The sequence below is a fragment of the Ornithinimicrobium carbonis genome (assembly GCF_977012275.1).
In genome coordinates, this window is record NZ_OZ348993.1 from 675,346 (window position 1) to 696,922 (window position 21,577).

The 21,577-nt window shown below is 73.7% G+C and carries 16 protein-coding genes; 6 read left to right on the top strand and 10 right to left on the bottom strand.

What is annotated here, in order from left to right; genetic code table 11:
- Positions 1 to 6: 6 nt before the first annotated feature.
- Together ACWHYA_RS03170 and ACWHYA_RS03175 are read right to left on the bottom strand one after the other, a co-directional pair.
- The gene (locus tag ACWHYA_RS03170; protein ID WP_425938987.1) at positions 7 to 2,379 is read right to left on the bottom strand and encodes a HelD family protein; all 2,373 of its coding nucleotides are present in this window, start codon (positions 2,377 to 2,379) and stop codon (positions 7 to 9) included.
- Positions 2,370 to 3,425 (bottom strand): LuxR C-terminal-related transcriptional regulator, encoded by a 1,056-nt coding sequence (locus tag ACWHYA_RS03175; RefSeq protein ID WP_425938985.1) that lies wholly within the window; start codon positions 3,423 to 3,425, stop codon positions 2,370 to 2,372. Before ACWHYA_RS03175 ends, ACWHYA_RS03170 begins: the two co-directional genes overlap by 10 nt.
- A gap of 411 nt (positions 3,426 to 3,836) precedes the next feature.
- Between ACWHYA_RS03175 and purD the strand changes: the two genes are divergently transcribed.
- The 3 genes from purD (at position 3,837) to purL (ending at position 10,175) form a co-directional block, all read left to right on the top strand.
- On the top strand, positions 3,837 to 5,132 hold the full coding sequence (gene purD / locus ACWHYA_RS03180) for a phosphoribosylamine--glycine ligase (protein WP_425938983.1): 1,296 nt from the start codon (positions 3,837 to 3,839) through the stop codon (positions 5,130 to 5,132).
- Position 5,133: 1 nt separating this feature from the next.
- Positions 5,134 to 6,108, top strand: a complete 975-nt coding sequence (locus ACWHYA_RS03185; protein ID WP_425938981.1) for a phosphoribosylaminoimidazolesuccinocarboxamide synthase — start codon at positions 5,134 to 5,136, stop codon at positions 6,106 to 6,108.
- A 65-nt stretch (positions 6,109 to 6,173) separates the two neighbouring features.
- Positions 6,174 to 10,175 carry a phosphoribosylformylglycinamidine synthase gene (gene purL / locus ACWHYA_RS03190; protein ID WP_425938979.1) on the top strand — a complete coding sequence of 1,334 codons (4,002 nt, stop codon included), beginning with the start codon at positions 6,174 to 6,176 and terminating at the stop codon, positions 10,173 to 10,175.
- Positions 10,176 to 10,301: 126 nt separating this feature from the next.
- Here purL and ACWHYA_RS03195 read toward each other — a convergent pair whose 3' ends face one another.
- The 5 genes from ACWHYA_RS03195 to fbaA form a co-directional block, all read right to left on the bottom strand.
- Positions 10,302 to 12,239 (bottom strand): heavy metal translocating P-type ATPase, encoded by a 1,938-nt coding sequence (locus ACWHYA_RS03195; RefSeq protein WP_425938978.1) that lies wholly within the window; start codon positions 12,237 to 12,239, stop codon positions 10,302 to 10,304.
- A 52-nt stretch (positions 12,240 to 12,291) separates the two neighbouring features.
- Positions 12,292 to 12,747, bottom strand: a complete 456-nt coding sequence (locus ACWHYA_RS03200; RefSeq protein ID WP_425938976.1) for an SRPBCC family protein — start codon at positions 12,745 to 12,747, stop codon at positions 12,292 to 12,294.
- A 3-nt stretch (positions 12,748 to 12,750) separates the two neighbouring features.
- Positions 12,751 to 14,043, bottom strand: coding sequence for an adenylosuccinate synthase (locus ACWHYA_RS03205; protein ID WP_425938974.1), 1,293 nt, complete (start codon positions 14,041 to 14,043; stop codon positions 12,751 to 12,753).
- Between the two features lie 236 nt (positions 14,044 to 14,279).
- Positions 14,280 to 14,693 carry a DUF3151 domain-containing protein gene (locus tag ACWHYA_RS03210; RefSeq protein ID WP_425938972.1) on the bottom strand — a complete coding sequence of 138 codons (414 nt, stop codon included), beginning with the start codon at positions 14,691 to 14,693 and terminating at the stop codon, positions 14,280 to 14,282.
- Complete coding sequence (fbaA, locus tag ACWHYA_RS03215; protein ID WP_425938970.1) at positions 14,690 to 15,718, bottom strand: class II fructose-bisphosphate aldolase; 1,029 nt, start codon at positions 15,716 to 15,718, stop codon at positions 14,690 to 14,692. The genes ACWHYA_RS03210 and fbaA overlap by 4 nt, the downstream gene beginning before the upstream one ends.
- Positions 15,719 to 15,827: 109 nt before the next feature.
- On the opposite strand from fbaA, the gene ACWHYA_RS03220 reads away from it, so the two are divergent.
- From ACWHYA_RS03220 to ACWHYA_RS03230, 3 genes are read left to right on the top strand one after another with little or no spacing between them, the layout of a single operon-like run.
- Positions 15,828 to 17,453 (top strand): circularly permuted type 2 ATP-grasp protein, encoded by a 1,626-nt coding sequence (locus tag ACWHYA_RS03220; protein ID WP_425938968.1) that lies wholly within the window; start codon positions 15,828 to 15,830, stop codon positions 17,451 to 17,453.
- A complete protein-coding gene (locus ACWHYA_RS03225; RefSeq protein ID WP_425938966.1) occupies positions 17,447 to 18,424 on the top strand; it encodes an alpha-E domain-containing protein in 978 nt (325 codons plus the stop codon). Before ACWHYA_RS03220 ends, ACWHYA_RS03225 begins: the two co-directional genes overlap by 7 nt.
- Positions 18,424 to 19,263 carry a transglutaminase family protein gene (locus ACWHYA_RS03230; protein ID WP_425938964.1) on the top strand — a complete coding sequence of 280 codons (840 nt, stop codon included), beginning with the start codon at positions 18,424 to 18,426 and terminating at the stop codon, positions 19,261 to 19,263. Before ACWHYA_RS03225 ends, ACWHYA_RS03230 begins: the two co-directional genes overlap by 1 nt.
- Before the next feature lie 52 nt (positions 19,264 to 19,315).
- Here the strand turns inward: ACWHYA_RS03230 and ACWHYA_RS03235 are convergent, their stop codons facing one another.
- From ACWHYA_RS03235 to ACWHYA_RS03245, 3 genes are read right to left on the bottom strand one after another with little or no spacing between them, the layout of a single operon-like run.
- Positions 19,316 to 20,122: a transglutaminase-like domain-containing protein gene (locus tag ACWHYA_RS03235; RefSeq protein ID WP_425938962.1), complete on the bottom strand. Its 807-nt coding sequence runs from the start codon at positions 20,120 to 20,122 to the stop codon at positions 19,316 to 19,318.
- A 13-nt stretch (positions 20,123 to 20,135) separates the two neighbouring features.
- Complete coding sequence (locus tag ACWHYA_RS03240) at positions 20,136 to 20,813, bottom strand: TrmH family RNA methyltransferase (protein ID WP_425938960.1); 678 nt, start codon at positions 20,811 to 20,813, stop codon at positions 20,136 to 20,138.
- Positions 20,810 to 21,487, bottom strand: a complete 678-nt coding sequence (locus tag ACWHYA_RS03245) for a DedA family protein (RefSeq protein ID WP_425938958.1) — start codon at positions 21,485 to 21,487, stop codon at positions 20,810 to 20,812. Before ACWHYA_RS03245 ends, ACWHYA_RS03240 begins: the two co-directional genes overlap by 4 nt.
- Positions 21,488 to 21,577: the final 90 nt, after the last annotated feature.

Consider the following 21,577-nt stretch of genomic DNA (forward strand, 5'->3'; position numbering starts at 1 on the left):
CCGACCCTAGTCGGCGCCTCCGTCGGGCCTGCCACCGTCCACAGGCCGCAGGATGCTCATCCGGTGCGCCGCCCGGGTGAGGACCACGTAGAGCGCACGCACCCCGCCGGGCGACTCGGCGACGATCTGGTCGGGGTCGACCACGAGCGTCGCGTCGTACTCCAGGCCCTTGGTCGACAGGGGGTCGACGACCACCACCCGGTCGGCCAGCTCCGCGACGGGGGCCAGGAGCGGACGCCAACGGAGCGGGGCGACCACGGCCACCTGCCCCTCCACCTCCGCCAGCAGGGCGCCCACCGCGGCGCCCGCCGCCGCCACGACCTCACCCTCCGGAACGCCGAGCTCCACGGGGTGGTGGCCGGTCTCCCGGACCGCGATCGGGATGTCGGCGTCGGGCACGTGCTCGCGCACCATCCGGGCGGCGTGGTCGAAGATCTCCCGCGCGTTGCGGTAGTTGGTGTCCATGTGGAAGGCGCGGCGCACGGACGAGCCGAACGCCTCCTCCCGCGCCCGGGCGGCCTCCTCCAGGTCGTCCCAGGAGGCCTGGGCCAGGTCGCCCACCACCGTCCAGGAGGCCCACCGGCCGCGGCGGCCCAGCATCCGCCACTGCATGGGTGAGAGGTCCTGGGCCTCGTCGACGAGGACGTGGGCGTACTCCTCCACGCCACCCAGCCGACCGGCGGTCAGGCGTACGAGCGGGTCCCGGGACAACCTCGCCGAGCCGTCGGAGGAACCCGCGCGGTCGGCGCCGCCGGAGGCCGCGCCCCCCGCCTCCGTCGGTCGGCCGTCGCCGTCCCGCCCCACCCGCAGGGCGGCCACGCCGTACTGGCTGGCGTCGTCGAGCTCCTCGATCTCGTAGAAGCCCCGTTCCTCGCTGGGTGGGTCCACCATCTGCCCCAGCCGGCCGTGCAGGTCGTCCACGAGCGCCACGTCGGCGACCGACCAGCGCCCGTCCTGCAGGGCCCGCCGGTAGGAGACGGCCAGCAGCCGGGCCTCCTCGGCGGAGGCGCCCAGCCGTCGGCCCAGCTCCTCGTCCGCCAGCCACAGCAGCATCTCGCGGGGGTCCACCGGGCGCCACCAGGCCCGCACGAACGCCTCGACGTCCCCCGAGTCGACGAAGCGGTCGACGAACTCGGCCCGGTCGCCGTGCTGCACCTGCCCCCACGCCACCCCTGCCAGGGCCTCCACGGCGGCGTCGTAGGAGCTGTTGCGGTGGTGGTGGCGCAGCACCTGCCGGCGCACCCGTTCCAGGTCGTCCGCCCGCAGCCGGACGGCGTGCCCGGCGACGAAGACCCGCAGCTCCGTAGGACCGCCCGGGTGCGGCTCGCGGGTGAGCCGGGCCAGCAGGGGACGGATCCGCAGCGAACCCTTCAGGGCCGCGGTGGTGGGGTCGTCCAGCACCGTGGCGGTCATGCCCGCCAGCACGTCCCCGACGGAGCGCAGCGCGACCGTGTCCTCCCCGAGCGAGGGCAGGACACGCTCGATGTATGCCGTGTACGCGGCGGAGGGCCCGACGACGAGCACCCCGCCCGCCTCGTAGCGACGCCGGTCGGAGTAGAGGAGGTAGGCCGCCCGGTGCAGCGCGACCACGGTCTTGCCCGTCCCCGGACCCCCGGTGATCTCGGTGACCCCGCGGGCGGGCGCCCTGATGGCCTCGTCCTGGTGCTGCTGGATGGTCGCGACGATGTCGCGCATGCGCTCCCCGCGGCTGCGGGTCAGGGCGGCCATGAGCGCACCGTCACCGACGACCACCAGGTCGTCGGGGGCCTCAGCCACCATGAGGTCGTCCTCCACCCCGACCACCTGCTCGCCGCGGCAGCGCAGCACCCGGCGGCGCAGCACCCCCTGGGGGTCGACCGGGGTCGCCCGGTAGAAGGGCGCGGCGGCAGGCGCGCGCCAGTCGACCACGAGCGGCTCGTACTCGTCGTCGCGCACCCCGAGGCGCCCGACGTAGCGGACCTCGCGCTCCCCGTCGCCCGTGGCGCCGGCACCGTGGTCCAGGTCCAGCCGGCCGAAGACCAGGCCCTCGTGCTGGTGCTCCAGGCTTGCCCGACGCCGGTTCGCGGTGAAGACCAGCGCGTCCCGCTCGAACAGCCCGGCCAGCTCCTCCTCGCGGGGATCACCGGTGCCGGCCCGCTCGGTGCGACCGCGCGCCATCCCCTCGGCGTGCACCAGGTCGACCCGGTCGGCGGCCTTGGCGAGCTCGCCGTAGACCCGGTCGACGTGGGCCTGCTCGGTCGCGATCTCCTCGGCGACGACGTCGTTCGTCGTGGCGCTCACTCCTCCACCCTCGCTCTCCTGACGCCCTCCGACGGACGTGGACTCCCCTGGCAAAGGCCCTACTCTACCGGCCGCGCGACCCCGGACCCTCAGACCCATCCCCGTCGCACGGCCTGGACGCCGGCCTGGAACCGGGTCCCCGTCCCCAGGTGCTCCATCAGGTAGCGCACCCGCCGCTCGACGGTGCGCACCGAGACGCCGAGCTGCCGCGCGATGACCTTGTCGCTGGCCCCGGTGGCCAGCAGCGCGAGGACCCGCGCGTCCTTCTCCTCCAGCGGAAGGCGGCCGCGCCCGGCCGACCGGGCACCCTCCCCGACGAGACCGGCGTTGAGCACCGTGCCGTAGGGGGTGGACAGGTCCCAGATCTCGACGAACAGCCGCGTCAGCGCCTGCACCCAGCTGGTGCGGTGCGCCTCGAACGAACCGTCCCCGTCGGGTGCGTGCCGGCTGAGGTCCACCAGGACGTCCGTGTCGTCGGTCATGAGGACCGAGAACGGCACGCCGTTGGCCACGCGCACCTCGTGCCCCAGCTCCCGGGCCCGGTCTGCGTAGGCGAGCGCGTCGGGGTCGCCCAGGAGGCTGGAGTTCAGGACCAGACGGACCGCCACACCGTCCCGGACGGTCGTCCACCTCCCACCGGCCCCCTCGGCGAAGAGCGTGCCGGCAGCGGCCGAGTCGTCCACGGCCCACCACAGGCGGCTCGTCGCCGAGCGGTGCAGCCCGGCGATGCGGTGGGCGATCTCCACCGTCCCCGAGATCACGTCGAGGTCGGCCTGCCCCGCCCCCTGCTCGACGTCCCCCATGGCCCGGCGCCACATGCTCTCGACCTCCGAGGCCGTGGCCCTGGTCATGGCCACCCGTCGCTCGATCTGGTCCATCCGGCGGGTGAGCGCCTCGCGCGGCGGGACGACCAGCCAGCGGTCCCCCTCCTCCGCCGGTGACAGCATCCCCCGCTCCATGAGCTCGGCGACCGCGTCGTCGACGTCCTCGTCCGCCAGGCCGGCGTCCAGCAGCTGGGCGCGGGACGGAACCCCGAGCCGGACCGCCGTGAGGTAGACCCGGGAGAGGAACTCCTCGTAGACCTCGCCGCGGGAGTGCCGGGTCGGTGACGACGGGTCCGGGGGACGCTGCGAGGGTGCGGTCACCAGCCCATCCTGGCGGATCACCGCCAGTGTCGCCAACCCGACATGTCTTGACGTGACATCGGGTCGTCGATCTGCCTACTCTAGGTCTACCGGTTTCGGCCGGTAGCAGGGATCGTGCGAGTCACCGGGCAGCCCCCATCAGTCCGGTCGACCCTGCCCTGCTCGTGGCCCTCTTGGGAGATACCCCCCCTGCCTTCCAGGAGGGCCACACCTTTTCCACCCCAGCAGCCCCTGCCCTGCAGCCCCGGCCCGCTGCGGCGGCCGGCCACCCGCACCCGTACCCGCACCCGTACCCGTACGTCCACCGTGCGGGGGCCCGGCGTCGCAGGTGCGCGGGAGCGTGGGGCGGGACCGTGACGGTGCCGGGGATCCGGTGCTGGGGATCCGGTGCTGCAGATACCCTGGCTGTCCGTGAGAGTCCTCCTCCTCGGCGCGGGCGCGCGCGAGCACGCCCTGGCCCGCTCCCTGACCTCCGACCCGCAGGTCGACGACCTGCTGGCCCTGCCGGGCAACCCGGGGATCGCCGAGCTGGCCGTCTGCCTGGCCGGTGACCCCGCCGACCCCGCGACCGTGGTGCGGACCGCCACCGAGCAGCACGTCGACCTCGTCGTCGTCGGTCCCGAGGCGCCCCTGGTCGCCGGGGTCGCCGACGCCCTGGCGACGGCCGGGGTCCCCTGCTTCGGTCCGACCGCCGCAGCCGCCCGGCTGGAGGCCAGCAAGGCCTTCGCCAAGGAGGTGATGGCCGCAGCCGGCGTCCCCACGGCGGCCGCGCACGTCTGCGCCACGCAGGCCGAGGTCGAGACGGCTCTCGGCGCGACAGGAGCCCCGTACGTCGTCAAGGAGGACGGGCTCGCCGCGGGCAAGGGGGTCGTGGTGACCGACGACCTCGACGCCGCGCGGCGGCACGCCGCCGCCTGCCTCGCCCGTCCGGGTGGCAGGGTCGTCGTCGAGGACTTCCTGGACGGTCCCGAGGTCTCCCTCTTCTGCCTCGCGGACGGCAGCAGCGTCGTCCCGCTCGCACCGGCGCAGGACTTCAAGCGCCTCGGCGACGGCGACACCGGGCCGAACACCGGGGGGATGGGCGCCTACTCTCCCCTCCGGTGGCTGGACGAGCAACGACCCGGTCTCGTGGCCGAGGTCGTCGAGACGGTCGCCCTGCCGACCGTCCAGGAGATGGCCCGCAGGGGTTCGCCCTTCACCGGCGTGCTCTACGTCGGGCTGGCGCTGACCTCGGCGGGGCCGCGGGTGATCGAGTTCAACGCCCGGTTCGGCGACCCGGAGACCCAGTCCGTCCTCGCCCGTCTGCGCACCCCCCTCGCGGGGATCCTCCTCGCCGCCGCCCAGGGCCGCCTGGCCGACCTGCCACCGCTGGAGTGGTCCCCGGAGAGCAGCGTCACCGTCGTCGTGGCGGCGGACGGTTACCCCGCGTCCCCCCGCACGGGCGACGAGGTCACCGGCCTCGCGGACGCCGCCCAGGTCGACGGTGTGCACGTCCTGCAGGCCGGGACCGCGCTGCGGGAGGGACGCCTCGTCTCCGCCGGCGGCCGCGTGCTGAGCGTGGTGAGCGTGGGCCCGGACCTGGCCGCGGCGCGGGCCCGCGCCTACGCGGCCGTGCACCGCGTCCACCTCGCGGGGTCCCAGGCCCGCGAGGACGTCGCCCGGGCCGCCGAGCAGGGCGAGGTCCTCGTCCCGACCACGAAGGGCTGACATGACGCAGCAGATCCCCGGCCACGAGCTGCTCTACTCGGGCAAGGTGCGCGGGCTCTACGCGCCGCTGGACCCCGTCACCGGGGAGCAGGACGGCAGCAGGCTGCTCCTCGTGGCCTCGGACCGGGTCAGCGCCTACGACCACGTCCTGTCCACACCGATCCCCGACAAGGGCGCGGTGCTGACCCAGCTGTCGCTGTGGTGGTTCGACCAGCTGGCCGACCTGGCACCCCACCACGTCGTCTCCACCGACGTGCCCGCCGAGGTGGCCGGCCGGGCGGTCTACGTCCGCCGGCTGCGGATGCTCCCGGTGGAGTGCGTGGCCCGGGCGTACCTGACCGGGGGCGGCCTGGCGGAGTACCGCGCCGACGGCGCCGTCTCGGGCCTGACCCTGCCGCCGGGCCTGGTGGACGGCTCGCGGCTCCCCGCACCCGTCTTCACCCCCAGCACGAAGGCTCCCGTCGGGGAGCACGACCAGCCGATCTCCTACGACGGCGTGGTGGACCTCGTCGGTGCCGGTCTCGCCGACCGCCTGCGCGACCTGACGGTCCGGATCCTGCTGCGCGGCAACGAGATCGCCGCTGACCGCGGCATCCTCATCGCCGACACCAAGGTCGAGTTCGGCCTCGATCCGGCCCAGCTGGGAACCGGCCCGGACGGCGAGATCGACTGGGCGGCAGTCGATCCGGACGCGGTCGACGTGGTGCTCGCGGACGAGGTCCTGACCCCGGACTCCTCCCGCTTCTGGCGGGCGGACGCGTGGGAGCCGGGGCGGACGCAGGTCTCCTACGACAAGCAGGTGCTCCGTGACTGGCTCACCTCGCCCGCCAGCGGCTGGGACCGGGCCTCGGACACCCCGCCACCGGACCTGCCGGACGAGGTCGTCACCCTGACCCGCGCCCGCTACGTCGAGGCCTACGAGTCCCTCACCGGGGAGCCGTTCCGTCCCGGCGGACACCCTCTCCCGGCGCCCTGAGACGGCATACCCCGGCTCGATATCGTGAGACCCACCTCCCGCCGCCGCCCCAGGAGACCCCGCCCATGGCTTCGTCCCAGCACGTGCTGACCACCGTCCCCGGCGGGTCCGCCCTCTCCGACTTCCGGGCGGCCGCGCTGCTGCGCCGGCTCCAGGTCGCCTGCTCGCGCGTCACGGGCGTGTCCGCGCGCCACGTGCACTGGGTCGCGTCCGACGACGCGCTCGACGCAGGCACGGTTGAGGAGGTGCGCAGGATCCTCACCTACGGCGAGCCCTGGGAGGGCGGGGACGCGCACGAGGCGGAGGAGGGCGGGGACGTGCACGAGGCGGAGGAGGGCGGTGCGGTCGAGGAGGTCGTGGTCGTCGCCCCCCGCCTGGGCACCGTCTCCCCGTGGGCGAGCAAGGCGACCGACATCGTGCACAGCTGCGGGGTGCCGGTGCACCGGGTGGAGCGCGTGGTCGAGCACCACCTCGAGCTCGCACCCGGTGGAAGGCTGACCGGCGAGGAGTGGGACGCCTGCGCCGCGGTGCTGCACGACCGGATGACCGAGACCGTCCTGCGCACCCGCCAGGAGGCGGCCGCGCTGTTCGCCGAGCGCCAGGCCCCGCCGATGGAGCACGTCGACGTCCTGGGCCGGCGCCGCGAGGCGCTGGTCGAGGCCGACCGGAGGTTCGGGCTGGCGCTGGCGCCGGACGAGATCGACTACCTCGTCGAGTCCTTCACCGCGCTGCGGCGCAACCCGACCGACGTCGAGCTGACGATGTTCGCGCAGGCCAACTCCGAGCACTGCCGGCACAAGATCTTCAACTCCGACTTCGTCGTCGACGGCCAGGTACAGGAGCGCAGTCTCTTCGGGATGGTCCGGCACACCGAGGCCGTGGCCGGCCAGGGCACCGTCGTGGCCTACAAGGACAACGCGTCGGTGATGCGCGGCGGACCCGTCGTGCGCTGGCTGCCCGAGGACGGCGGACCCAGCCGCTACGTCGCCCGGGAGGAGGAGGTCCACGTCCTCATGAAGGTCGAGACCCACAACCACCCGACGGCCATCTCGCCCTTCCCCGGGGCCGCGACCGGCGCCGGCGGCGAGATCCGCGACGAGGGCGCCACCGGCCGCGGCAGCGCACCCAAGGCCGGGCTCACCGGGTTCGCGGTCTCGCACCTGCACCTGCCCGGCATTGACGAGCCGTGGGAGGAGCAGGGGTATGACGCGCCCGCCCACCTGGCCAGCCCCCTGGAGATCATGGTGGAGGGTCCGGTCGGGGCGGCGGCGTTCAACAACGAGTTCGGACGTCCGGGCCTCGGCGGGTTCTTCCGGGTCTACGAGCAGGTCGTCGACGGGGTGCACCGTGGGTACCACAAGCCGATCATGAGCGCCGGCGGCCTGGGGTCGATCAGCGCCTCCCAGACCGAGAAGGTCCGCTTCGGGCCCGGGACGCTGCTGGTCCAGATCGGCGGACCGGGCATGCGGATCGGCCTCGGGGGCGGTGCCGCCAGCTCGATGGCCTCCGGCGCCAACGCCGCCGAGCTCGACTTCGACTCGGTGCAGCGGGGCAACCCGGAGATGCAGCGCCGTGCCCAGGAGGTCATCAACCACTGCTGGGCCCGCGGCGAGGACAACCCCGTGCTGGCCATCCACGACGTCGGGGCGGGCGGGCTGAGCAACGCCTTCCCCGAGCTCGTCGACGACGCCGGGCTCGGCGCGCGGTTCGACCTCTCGGCGGTGCCGCTGGAGGAGTCGGGGATGTCGCCCCGGGAGATCTGGTCCAACGAGAGCCAGGAGCGCTACGTCCTGGCCGTCGCCCCGGAGTCGCTCGCGGACTTCGCCGCGCTCTGCGAGAGGGAGCGCTGCCCGTACGCCGTCGTCGGGGTCGCCGCGGACGACGGCCGGCTGGTGGTCGTCGAGGGCGAGGGCGACGACGGTGGGCTCGGGGGCAGCGAGGGCGACGCCGGCCGTCCGGTCGACATGCCGATGGACGTGCTGCTCGGCAAGCCCCCGCGGATGACCCGTGACGTCCGGCGGGTCGTGCGGTCGGCGCCCGAGCTGCAGTTGGACCACCTGGACGCGGAGGCGGTGCGGGACACCGCATACGCCGTCCTGCGGCACCCGACCGTCGCCTCCAAGCGGTTCCTCGTCACCATCGGCGACCGGACCGTCGGCGGGCTGACCCACCGCGACCAGATGGTGGGCCCGTGGCAGGTTCCGGTCGCCGACGTCGCGGTGACCCTGTCCGACCACGTCGGTCTCGCCGGTCAGGCGATGGCCACCGGGGAGCGGATGCCGCTGGCGGCGCTGGACGCCCCGGCCTCGGGACGGATGGCCGTCGGCGAGGCCCTCACCAACCTGCTCGCCGCGCCGGTGACGCTGCCGGGGGTCAAGCTGTCGTGCAACTGGATGGCCGCCGCCGGTGAGGAGGGCGAGGACGCGGCCCTCTACGACACGGTGCACGCCGTGGCGATGGAGCTGTGCCCGGCGCTGGGGATCTCGGTGCCCGTGGGCAAGGACTCGCTGTCGATGCGCACCCGCTGGACCAGTGCCGACGGCGCCCCCCGACAGGTCGTCTCGCCCGTCTCGCTGGTCGTCTCCGCGTTCGCGTCGCTGCCCGACGTGCGCGGCACCTGGACCCCCCAGCTGCACGCCGGGTCCGAGCTGCTGCTCGTGGACCTCGGCCCCGGTGCCGGGCGCCTCGGCGGCTCGATCGTGGCCCAGGTCCTCGGGCAGTTCGGAGGACCGGTCCCCGACCTCGACGACCCGGCCTTCCTGACCGACCTGGCCGCCGCCCTCGTCGAGCTGCGGGAGCGGGGCCTGGTGACCGCCTACCACGACCGGTCCGACGGCGGCCTGTGGGCGACCCTGTGCGAGATGGCGTTCGCGGGAGGCGTAGGCCTCGACGTCGACGTACCCGTCCACGGGGCCCCGGACGGCCCGGTCGACGCACGCTCGGGGGTCGCGGCCCTCTTCGCCGAGGAGCTGGGCGTCGTCCTCGAGGTGCCCGCCGGTCGTCTGCCCGAGGCCGTCGAGGTGCTCGAACGGCACGGACGCCCCAGCATCTCCAGGCTCGGCAGGTCGACGACGGAACGGCAGGTGCGGGTGCGGGCCGGCACGGTGAGCCTCGACGAGCCGTTGCGCGACCTCGCCCAGGCCTGGGACGAGGTCTCCTGGCGGATCGCCGGTCTGAGGGACAACCCCGGGTGCGCGGACGAGGAGCACGCGCTCGTCGGCTCCGACGACGACCCCGGGCTGCACCTGTCGACGACCTTCGACCCCCGGGACGACGTCGCGGCCCCCTACCTGGCCCGCGGCGCCCGGCCGGTCGTCGCGGTGCTGCGCGAGCAGGGCGTCAACTCCCACGTCGAGACGGCCTTCGCCTTCGACCGGGCCGGCTTCGACACCTACGACGTGCACATGACCGACCTGCAGTCGGGGCGCTTCGACCTCGCGGACGCGGTCGGGCTGGTCGCGGCGGGCGGGTTCTCCTACGGCGACACCCTGGGTGCCGGCGAGGGCTGGGCCCGGTCGGTGCTGCACAACCCGCGCCTGACGGACACCTTCTCGGCCTTCTTCCGACGGCCGGACACCTTCGCCCTGGGGATCTGCAACGGCGCGCAGATGTTTGCCGCACTGGCCGGGCTGGTCCCCGGTGCCGAGGCCTGGCCCCGGTTCACCCGCAACCGCAGCGAGCAGTACGAGGCCCGGTTCAGCCTGGTCGAGGTGGTGGACTCACCGTCCGTCTTCTTCGCCGGCATGGCCGGTTCACGGATCCCGATCGCCGTCGCGCACGGCGAGGGACGGGCCGACTTCTCGGCCCGGGGCGACGCGGCGACGGTGCTGGGCGCCCTGCGCTACGTGGACCACCACGGGCGGGCGACCACGGCATACCCGCTGAACCCCAACGGGTCCGCCGGGGGACTCACCGCCGTGACCACGCCCGACGGGCGGTTCACCGCGATGATGCCCCACCCCGAGCGCGTGCAGCGCAACGTGCAGATGTCGTGGACCCCGGGCGGCCCGACCCACGAGAGCCCCTGGCTGCGGATGTTCCGCAACGCGCGGGTGTGGGTGGGCTGAGCGGCCTGTCGGGGTCTGGGTGGTCCGCTGGCTGCGCCCCGTCCCGTGCCCGTCCGTCCGGGGTGAGGTCGGGAGGCGACGACCGGCATCGGCGTGCACGGCGACGGAGGTCGGCCTGACCCGACCTCAGGTGGACGGCGTCGCCGGGCTGGGAGCCGGGTGCTGGTCGGCGGCTCCGCGGGTCTGCTCCTCGGTGAGCGCCCGCTCGGCTGCGGACGGGCGGGCCGCCAGCAGGGCCCAGAGGATGCAGGCCAGGTCGACGACCTCCTGCATCCACGCCCCGACGAAGGCCGGCATCCTCCCGGTGGCCCCGACCAGCATGAGGACCACCGAGAGACCGACGCCGATCGCGATGGCCTGCCAGGCGACCCGCATGGTGTGCCGCCCCAGCAGGACCAGGCGTGGGACGCGGGCCAGGTCGTCGAGCATGACCACGACGTCGGCCGACTCCACGGCCGCCGCCGACCCCCGGGCGCCCATGGCCACCCCCACGTCGGCGGCCGCCAGGACCGGTGCGTCGTTGACCCCGTCCCCCACCATGAGGACCGGTCGGTCGGGCAGACCCGTCACCGCCGTCACCTTGTCCTCGGGCAGCAGGCCGGCCCGGACGTCGTCCAGCCCGACCTGCGCGGCGACCCGCCGGGCGGTGCCCTCGGCGTCACCGGTGAGCATCACCGTGCGCGCGATGCCCATCCGGTGCAGCTGCGCCAGCGTCCCGGTCGTCTCGGCGCGCACCACGTCGGCCAGCACGATCGTCCCGACGAGGAGGCCGTCCCGGGAGACGTGCACCTGCGTGTGCCCCGCCGGGGCCGACGACGTGGCCGCGGACTCCTCCGGCGGAGAGGATGCCGCCACGCCCCCGGCCGCCCCGGGGGCCGCAAAGGCCAGCTTGCCCACGCGGACGAGCGTCCCCTCGACGACCGCCTCCACCCCGTGGGCCGGCACCTCGCGGGCGTCGGTCGCGACCGGGACCTCCCCGCGCTCCCGGGCGGCGGCCACGACGGCCCGGGCGAGAGGGTGGGCCGACCACGCCTCCACGGCGGCCGCGGCGGCGAGGACCTCCTCCACCCGGGCAGCCGGGACGACGTGGACGGCGACCACCTCGGGGCGGCCGTGGGTGAGCGTTCCGGTCTTGTCGAAGGCGACCGTGCGGACCTTGGACAGCTGCTCGAGGGTCCCGGCGTCCTTGACGATCATCCCGCCGCGGGCACCGCGGGACATGCCGGCCATGAAGGCGACGGGGGCGGCGATGATGAGCGGGCACGGGGTGGCCACGACCAGCACCTGGGCGAACCGCAGGGGGTCGCCGGAGAGCCCCCAGGCGAGCCCCGCGATGAGGAAGGCGGTCAGGGTGAAGGGCACCGCCACCCGGTCGGCGAGCCGGACGAAGGGCGCGCGGGACTCCTGGGCCTCCTTCACCAGCGTCACGATGCGCTGGTACTGCGAGTCGGCCGCGGTCGCGGTCGCCACCAGCCGCACGGCGGCGGCCCCGTTGAGGGCACCGGAGAGGACCCGGTCGCCCCGGACCCGCTCCACCGGGAGGGACTCCCCGGTCAGGGAGCTCTCGTCGAAGACACCGTCGTCGGAGTCGAGGACGGTGTCGACCGGGACCACCTCGTGCGGCCGGACCACCAACCGGTCCCCCGGGCGCACCACGGCCACGTCCACCCGCTCGGTCCCCCCGCCGTCCAGCTCGCGCAGGGCGACGCTGGGGGCCCGTTCCAGCAGGCTCGTCAGCTCCCGGCCCGCCCTGGCCGAGGCGTAGTCCTCCAGGGCCTCACCGCCGGTGAGCATGAGGCAGACGACGAGCGCGGCCCAGTACTCCCCCACCGCCACCGTGGACACGACGGCCGTCACCGCCAGCACGTCGACCCCGTAGGTCCCCGCCCGCAGGTCCGCGACCATCCCCCGCAGCTGCAGCGCCGCGATCCCCAGCGCGACCGCGCTCACGACCCAGCGCGCCGCCCCCGGTGGGCCGGTGACCTCCAGGACGATCCCGACGAGGGCCGTCAGCAGCACCACTCCCACGGCCGGGTAGTCACGGATGCCACGACGCACCTGCATGCCCCATGCCTACCGCCTGCCGGCCCTCCCCGCCAGCATGGGCAGGCTGTCCTCAGGGACGGTCCCGGTCCTGCTCCTCCAGCAGTGCCCGTAGACGGGCCAGGTCCTTGCCGGTGGCACGGCGCACCGCGGCCGCCAGGAGGGCCGAGCCGAGCGAGGCCACGCCCCGGGGCCGGCCCCGGTTGCGCAGCGACATGCCGGTGCCGCCGTCCTCGTCCCACCAGGTGTAGGTGGTCTCCATCGGGAACGGCCCGTCGTCGGTATTCATGACCAGCCGCCGCCCGGGGAGCAGCTCACGGATCTCGTAGGTGTAGGCCAGCTCGCGCCCCAGGAAGTGCGCGACGAAGTCGGTGCGGGCCCCCACCGCAACGACCGGGGCGCCGTGCGGCCGGACCGACCGGATGTTGGCGTACCAGGCCGGGGCGTTGGCGGGGTCGCCGGCGAAGGCGGCGACCCGTTCCCGAGGCACGGCAAGGTGCGTGGCGACGGTGACGTCGACCGCGGGCACCGCTCAGTCCCGCCCCAGCATGTCGTGCAGGACGATGGACTGGTCACGGCCCGGGCCGACGCCGACCACCGAGATCCGGGTGCCCATGAGCTCCTCGAGGCGACGCACGTAGGCCCGGGCGTTGGCGGGCAGCTCCTCGAAGGTGCGGCAGCCGGTGATGTCCTCCTGCCAGCCCGGCAGCTCCTCGTACACCGGACGGGCGTGGTGGAAGTCGGACTGGTTCACCGGCATCTCGTCGAACCGCTCGCCCTGCACGTCGTAGGCCACGCAGACCGGGACGGTGTCCAGCCCGGTGAGCACGTCGAGCTTGGTGACCACCATGTCGGTGATGCCGTTGATCCGCTGGGCGTAGCGCCCGATGACGACGTCGGCCCAGCCGCAGCGGCGCGGGCGACCGGTCGTGGTGCCGTACTCGTGCCCCGCGTCCCGCAGGAACTGGCCGTGCTCGTCCTCCAGCTCGGTGGGGAAGGGCCCCTCCCCGACCCTGGTCGTGTAGGCCTTGAAGATGCCCACGACGCGGTCGACCCGCGTGGGGGCGACGCCGGAGCCGGTGCAGGCACCGCCGGCGGTGGCGTTGGAGGAGGTCACGAAGGGGTAGGTGCCGTGGTCGACGTCGAGCAGGGTCGCCTGGCCGGCCTCGAAGAGCACCGTCTCCCCGCGGTCGAGCGCCTCGTTGAGCACCAGGGCGGTGTCGGCCACCATCGGGCGCAGCCGCTCGGCGTGGCGCAGCAGCTCGGTCATCGTCTCCTCGACCTCGACCGCGCGCCGGTTGTAGATCTTGACGAGCAGCTGGTTCTTCGTGGCCAGCGCCGCCTCGATCTTCTGCCGCAGGATCGACTCGTCGTAGAGGTCCTGCACCCGGATGCCGACGCGGTTCATCTTGTCGGCGTAGGTGGGTCCGATGCCCCGGCCGGTGGTGCCGATCTTCCGGCTGCCCAGGAAGCGCTCGGTGACCCGGTCCAGGACGCGGTTGTACGGCGGGATGACGTGGGCGTTCGCCGACAGGAGCAGCTTGCCGGTGTCCACCCCCCGCTCCTCGAGCGCGTCGATCTCCTCGACGAGGACCCCCAGGTCCACGACGACGCCGTTGGCGATGACCGGGGTGCACCCCGGGGAGAGGATCCCGCTGGGCAGCAGGTGCAGGGCGTACTTCTGGTCGCCGATGACGACGGTGTGGCCGGCGTTGTTCCCCCCGTTGAACTTCACCACGTAGTCGACGCTGCTGCCGAGCAGGTCGGTGGCCTTGCCCTTGCCCTCGTCGCCCCACTGGGCACCGATCAGGACGATCGCTGGCATACCGGACCTTTCCTCAGCTGCGTTCCCGGACGCCCCACTCTATCGGGGGGCGTGACGCCACCCGCCCGGGTCTGGTTGGATGGGCGGTGGTCGGGTGAGGACGTCAGGGGACGCGCACCATCCGACCCTCAGGGGGCGCGGTCGGCGCCGGAGCGGTCAAGGGGCCCCGGCGCCGACCGCGGGGACCGACCGGCAGACCGAGGGGACCGACCGGCAGGCCGGCGCCCGGTCGCCGGCTAAAGCCCGAGCTCGCGCGCGCCCGTGGTCGAGGACGCCCGGAGGAACTCGGTGCAGCGCACCCGCTCCTCCTCCTCGCCGATCGCGCCGGCGGCCCTGGCGAGCGCGGCCAGCGCCCGCAGGAACCCCTGGTTCGGTCCGTGCTCCCACGGGACCGGCCCCTGCCCGCGCCAGCCGGCGCGACGCAGGGAGTCCAGGCCCCGGTGGTACCCGGTCCGGGCGAAGGCGTAGGAGGTCACCGGGTCCTCGGTGGCCATGGCGTGCTCGGCGAGCACGGCCCAGGCCAGGCTGGAGGAGGGGTATGCCGTCGCGACCGCGCGGGGGTCCTGCTCCTCGAGGGCGGTCGCCGCCGGGTCCTCGGGCAGCCGGGTCGGCGGGATGCCGAGCAGGTCCTCGCCCGGCCCGGCCGTCACCGGTGGGTCCCGGCCGAGCGCAGGTTCTCGCAGGCTTCCACGACCCGGGCGGACAGGGCCGCCTCGGCCTCCTTGCCCCAGGCCCGCGGGTCGTACTGCTTCTTGTTGCCGACCTCGCCGTCGACCTTGAGCACACCCTCGTAGTTGCGCAGCATGTAGCCGGCGATCGAGCGGGTGAAGGCGTACTGCGTGTCGGTGTCGATGTTCATCTTGACCACGCCGTAGTCGACCGCGTCGGAGATCTCCTGCGCGCTGGAGCCGGACCCGCCGTGGAAGACCAGGTCGAAGGGCCGGTCGTCGGCCCCCTGCCCCAGCTCGGCGGCCGCGGCCTCCTGGGCGGCCTTGAGGATCTCGGGCCGCAGCCGGACGTTGCCGGGCTTGTAGACGCCGTGCACGTTGCCGAAGGTGAGGGCCGTCAGGTAGCGCGCCTTGTCAGCGCCGCCGAGCGCCCGGATCGTGGCGACGGCGTCCTCGGGGGTGGTGTAGAGCTGCTCGTTGATCTCGTTGGCGACCCCGTCCTCCTCGCCGCCGACGACCCCGATCTCCACCTCGAGGATGGTCCGGGCCCGCTTGGACAGCTCGAGGAGCTCCTCGGCGATCTGCAGGTTCTCCTCCAGCGGCACGGCCGAGCCGTCCCACATGTGGGACTGGAAGTAGGGCAGCCCGCCCTGCTGGACCCGCTCGATCGAGGCGGCCAGCAGCGGCCGCACGAAGCCGTCCAGCTTGTCCTTGGGGCAGTGGTCGGTGTGCAGCGCGATGTTGACGTCGTACTTCTTGGCGACCTCGTGGGCGAAGGCGCTGAACGCCATCGCGCCGGTCACCATCTCCTTGACGCCCTGGCCGGAGAAGTACTCCGCCCCGCCGGTGGAGACCTGGATGATGCCGTCGCTGCCGGCGTCGGCGAAGCCCTTGATGGCGGCGTTGAGGGTCTGGCTGGAGCTGACGTTGATGGCCGGGTAGGCGAAGCTTCCCGCCTTGGCCCGGTCGATCATCTCGGCATAGACCTCGGGAGTGGCGATCGGCATGGGTCCTCCTTGGTGGAACGGCGTCGGCGCGCTTTCCCTCCCACTCTTCCACAGGGTCGGCGGGCTTCGCCTGCGGGGTGAGGACGGAGCCGACCACTAGGGTGTGCCCATGCCAGGCCCCTTCACCGACTACCCGACCCGGACCGAGGTGTTCGACGAGACGGTGGCCTCAGACGGGGCCGTCCGTCAGACCTACGAGCAGGTCGCCGAGCAGTTCGCGGCCCTGGGCGACGACGACGTGCGCGCCCGGGCCGACTACGTCAGCACGAGCTACCACGACCAGGGCGTCACCTTCGACTACGAGGGCGAGGAACGGCCCTTCCCGCTCGACATCGTCCCCCGCATCATCGACGCGGCCACGTGGGGCCACGTCGAGGCCGGCGTCGCCCAGCGGGTGCGTGCCCTCGAGCACTTCCTCGCGGACATCTACGGCGCCATGCAGATCGTCACCGACCGCGTCCTGCCCCGCCACGTGGTGACCACCAGCTCGCACTACCACCGGGTCGCCTTCGGCATCCAGCCCGGCAACGGCGTGCGCGTCCACGTCTCCGGCATCGACCTCATCCGCGACGCGGAGGGCACCTTCCGCGTGCTGGAGGACAACGTCCGCATCCCCAGCGGCGTCTCCTACGTGCTGACCAACCGGGCCGCGATGACCTCCACCCTCCCCGAGATGGTGGGGACCCACCGGATCCGCCCGGTCACGTCATACCCCTCCCGGCTGCTGCGGGCCCTGCGGGCCGCCGCCCCCAGCGGCGTCCAGGACCCCGAGGTCGTCGTCCTCACCCCGGGGCCCTACAACTCCGCCTACTTCGAGCACACCCTGCTGGCCCGGCTCATGGGCTGCCGCCTGGTCGAGGGTCGCGACCTCGTCGTCCAGGGTGGGCGGGTGATGATGCGCGACACCCAGGGGCTGCAGCCGGTGCACGTGATCTACCGGAGGGTCGACGACGACTTCCTCGACCCGGTCGCCTTCCGCAACGACTCGGTCCTGGGCTGTCCCGGCCTGCTCAACGCCGCCCGGGCGGGCAACGTGACGATCGCCAACGCGGTGGGCAACGGCGTGGCCGACGACAAGCTGATGTACAGCTACGTCCCCGAGCTGATCCGCTACTACCTGGGCGAGGAGCCGCTGCTGCCCAACGTCGACACCTGGCGCCTGGAGGAGCCCGCCCACCGCGAGGAGGTCATGGACCGCCTGGACGAGCTCGTGCTCAAGCCGGTGGACGGCTCCGGCGGCAAGGGCATCGTCATCGGGCCGCAGGCCGACCGGGCCGAGCTGGACGCGCTGCGCGCCAGGGTGAGCGCCGACCCGCGCGGATGGATCGCCCAGCCGGTGGTGCAGCTGTCCACCGTGGCCACGATGGTCCCCGACGGGATGCGTCCTCGGCACGTGGACCTGCGACCGTTCGCGATCAACGACGGCGAGAAGGTGTGGGTGCTGCCCGGCGGGCTGACCCGGGTGGCCCTCGGGGAGGGCGAGCTCATCGTCAACTCCAGCCGCGGCGGCGGGTCCAAGGACACCTGGGTGCTCTCCGGCGACGGGCGGCGCACCCGGGTCGAACCCCGTCAGCAGCGCCAGCTGCAGGTCTCCTCCGCCCCGCAGGTCGCCCTGGCCCGCTCCGAGGCCGAGCCGGCCGAGCAGGAGCAGCAGCAGCAGCAGCAGGTCGGGCAGGACGAGGACGGACGGGGCCACGAGCAGCCCCGGGACCACCAGGGAGGTATGCCGTGCTGAGCCGGATCGCGGAGTCGCTCTACTGGATCGGGCGTTACCTCGAGCGCGCCGAGGACACCTCGCGGCTGCTCGACGTGCACCTCACCCTCCTCCTGGAGGACCCCGTCCTCGACGAGGAGACGACCAGCCTGGTGCTCCTGCGCGTCATGGGCATCGACGACGAGGCCAGCCCGGACCACCAGACGGTGCTGCGGATGCTCGGCTGGGACGAGACCTCGCCGACCTCGATGGTGGCCGCCTTCCAAGGAGCCCGGGAGAGCGCCCGCCGCTCCCGCGAGACCGTCTCGCTGGAGATGTGGGAGGCCATCAACACCACCTGGAACATGATGCGCGGCAACCGGCTGCAGCACCTGCCCGCCCACCGGGCCTGCCAGCTGCTGCGTGAGCGGTGCGCGGTGGTCGTGGGCCTGGCGGACTCCACGATGAGCCACGACGAGGGCTGGCACTACATGATGCTGGGCCGCTCGATGGAGCGGGTCGACATGACCTCCCGGATCATCGAGTCGGCCGCTTACAACGCCGACTCGCCCTCGGCCTGGACCCAGACCCTGCGCGCGTGCGGGGCCCACCACGCCTTCATCCGCACCTACCGCGGGGCGGCCACCGACCAGCAGGCGGCCGAGTTCCTCCTGCTGGACCGGCTCTTTCCCCGCTCGCTGCTGTCCGCCCTGGAGCAGGCCCAGGAGGCCCTCGTGTCCCTGGAGACGCTGCCGCGACGCGGACGACGGCCCGACCCCGGGCTGCCGGCCGCGACCGGCCTGGGCGCCGTCCACGGCCGGGCCGGGGAGGCCCACCGGATGCTGGGACGCGCCCGCGCCGAGCTCGAGTACGGCTCCCTGGAGGAGATGATGCTGACCCTGCCCGAACGGATGAGCCAGCTGCAGCGCACCTGCAGCCAGATCAACGACGCCGTGTCCACCCACTACTTCGACGGTGCCGGCCAGGCCGTCTGGCGGGCGGGGGTGCGCTGATGCTGCTGCGCGTGGTGCACCGCACCGGCTACGAGTACGCCGGCACAGCCTCCCACTCCTTCAACGAGGCGAGGATGACCCCCCGGCAGACCCTGCACCAGCAGGTGCTGCACACCAAGGTCGACATCACCCCCGTGGCCTGGACGAACACGTACTCCGACTACTGGGGCACGACCGTGACCCAGTTCGAGGTGCACGAACCGCACCCCCGGCTCATGGTGGCGGCCTCCTCCACCGTGGACGTGCAGCGGCCCAGGGTCGACGGCCACGGCCTGGGCTGGGAGGACATCCGCTCCCCCCAGATCTTCGACGACCTCAGCGAGTACCTGCACCAGTCCCCCTCGGTGCAGCCACCGGAGGACCTGCGCGAGCGGGTGGCCGAGATCGCCGGCCGCAGCGCCACCCCCGGGGCCTGCGCCCGCGAGGTGGTGGACATGGTCCACGAGGAGATGAGCTACGTGTCCGGCTCGACCGGGGTGCACACCCGGGCGGCGGAGGCGTGGGCCACCCGCTCCGGCGTGTGCCAGGACATGTCCAACCTGACGATCGGCTGCCTGCGCTCGGTGGGGATCCCCGCCTGCTACGTCAGCGGCTACCTGCTGCCGGTCCGCGAGCCGGAGGTGGGGCGGCCCTACACGGGCGAGTCGCACGCGTGGGTGCGCTGGTGGGACGGCGAGTGGGTCGGGATGGACCCGACGAACGCCATCCAGCCCGGCGAGCGGCACGTGGAGATCGGCCGGGGCCGGGAGTACGGCGACGTCCCTCCGCTGCGGGGCATCTACACGGGCACCCGCAGCTCCTCGATGTTCGTCGAGGTGGAGCTGACGGCCCTGCGCTGACCGCCCGCAGGGACCGGCCGGCACCGGGAGGTCGGCCGCACCGGCGCCCGGATCAGCCGACCGAGACCGTCGAGACGTGGTCGTCGGTCGGCAGGTCCTCGCCCTCGACCACCGCGGTCACGGTGAGCCCGCCGAAGGACAGCCCGCCGGTGTGCACGGTGAGGAAGGACGTCTCCGCCGCGTCCGTCCCGGTGCTGATCCGCACGAGCGAGGAGCGCGGTGCCAGGCGGGTGGGGTCCAGCACGACCCAGCGGCCGTCGACGGCCGCCTCGACGACGGCGTGGAAGTCCATCGGCGACAGGCCGGGGGCGTAGCAGGCCACCAGCCGGGCGGGGATCCCGCGGGCGCGCAGGAGGGCCATCGTCAGGTGCGCGTAGTCCCGGCACACGCCGCGCCGGGCCAGGTAGGTGTCGCTGGCCCCGTCGGTCACCCGCGAGGAGCCCAGGACGTAGCTGAGGTGCTCGTTGACCCAGGTCGCCACGCGGAGCACGTCCTCCTCGTCGACCACCGCGCCGACCTCGGCCCGGGCGACCGACTCGAGGCGGTCCAGGTCGACGTAGCGGCTCGGTCGCACGCCGCGGATGCGCTCCAGCGGGGTGACCGGACCGGCGACCCCCCCGTCGGCGACGGTCGCCGCATACTCCACCCGCAGGTCCCCCGGACCCACGTCGCGCAGCACGTGCCACCGCGACCCGGTGGCGGGGTCGAGGACCTCCTCGACGTCGACCTGGCTGCCGTCGAGGGTGACGACGAGGCGTTCCTCCTCGCGGTCCACGCCGTCGGCGACCGCCACCCCCAGGGTGGCCTCGACGGGCGAGCTGACGGTGGCGGTGAGGGTCGAGGTGAGACGTCGGCGCATGCCCGCCAGTGTCTCAGGCCGGAGGCCCCGCCGACGACGTGCCCGCGTGCTGCAGGGCCCAGTGGTACATGACGACCGCCGCGGCCGCCCCGGCGTTCATCGACCGGGTCGAGCCGTACTGGGTGATGGCCAGCACCTGCGAGCACGCCGCGAGGGCCGGTGGCGAGAGCCCCGGTCCCTCCTGACCGAGGAGGAGTATGCAGTCGCGCGGCACGGTATACCCCTCCAGGGGGAGCGAGCCCGGGACGTTGTCGACGCCGAGCAGCGGCAGCTCCCGCTCGGCCGCCCACGCCGCCAGGTGGTCCACGTCGGGGTGGTGGTGCTCGTGCTGGTAGCGGTCGGTGACCATGGCGCCACGGCGGTTCCAGCGGCGACGCCCCACGATGTGGACCGCGGCCGCGTTGAAGGCGTTGGCGGTCCTCACCACCGAGCCGATGTTGAAGTCGTGCTCCCAGTTCTCGACCGCGACGTGGAAGCCGTGCCGCCGGGTGTCCAGGGCCGCCACGATCGCCTCGTGCCGCCAGTAGCGGTAGGTGTCGACGACGTTGCGCCGGTCCCCCTCGCGCAGCAGCTCGGGATCCAGGTGCGCGGGCAGTCCGCCGGCCCCGTCGGTCGGCCACGGGCCCTCCCACGGTCCGACCCCGACCCGGGGGGCGGGCGGCGGGTCCCCGGGCCGGTCCACGGAGGTCACGAGGGCCGGCGGGCCTGCTGGCTGCGGACCCGGGAGACGACGAACCAGGCGACCGCCACGGCCACGACGGCGAGGACCACCTTCTGGAAGACCCCGGCGTAGTCCTCGACCACGTGCCAGTTCTCCCCCAGCTGGAAGCCCGCCACGACGAACAGGGTGTTCCACAGCAGGCTGCCCGCGGTCGTCAGCGCCAGGAAGACCGGCAGAGGCATCCGTTCGATGCCGGCCGGCACCGAGATGAGGCTGCGGAAGATCGGCACCATCCTGCCGAAGAAGACGGCCTTGGTGCCGTGCCGGCCGAACCAGGCCTCGGTGCGGTCGAGGTCCTCGAGGTTGACGAGCGGCAGCCGCGCCCACACCGCCCGGAAGCGGTCGCGCCCGAAGACCGCCCCGAGGGTGTAGATGGCCAGGGCCCCCACCACCGACCCCGCGGTCGTCCAGAAGATCGCCCCGCCGACGGTGAACGTGCCCTGGCTCGCGGTGAAGCCGGCGAGCGGCAGGATCACCTCGCTCGGCAGCGGGGGGAAGAGGTTCTCCAGGGCGATGACCAGGCCCGCACCCGGCCCGCCCAGCCGTTCCATGAGGTCGACCGCCCACCCGGCCACCCCGGTCAGCTCCGTCTGCGTGCTCACGTGCGTCTGTCTCCTGTCGGCGGGGAGCCTCGATTGTCCCATCCGCACCACGGGGGGTCGGTCGTCGGCGCGGCGGGCACGACGCGCCCCGCACCCTCCATCCCTCGCCCGACCGGCGGCTTCGCACTACGG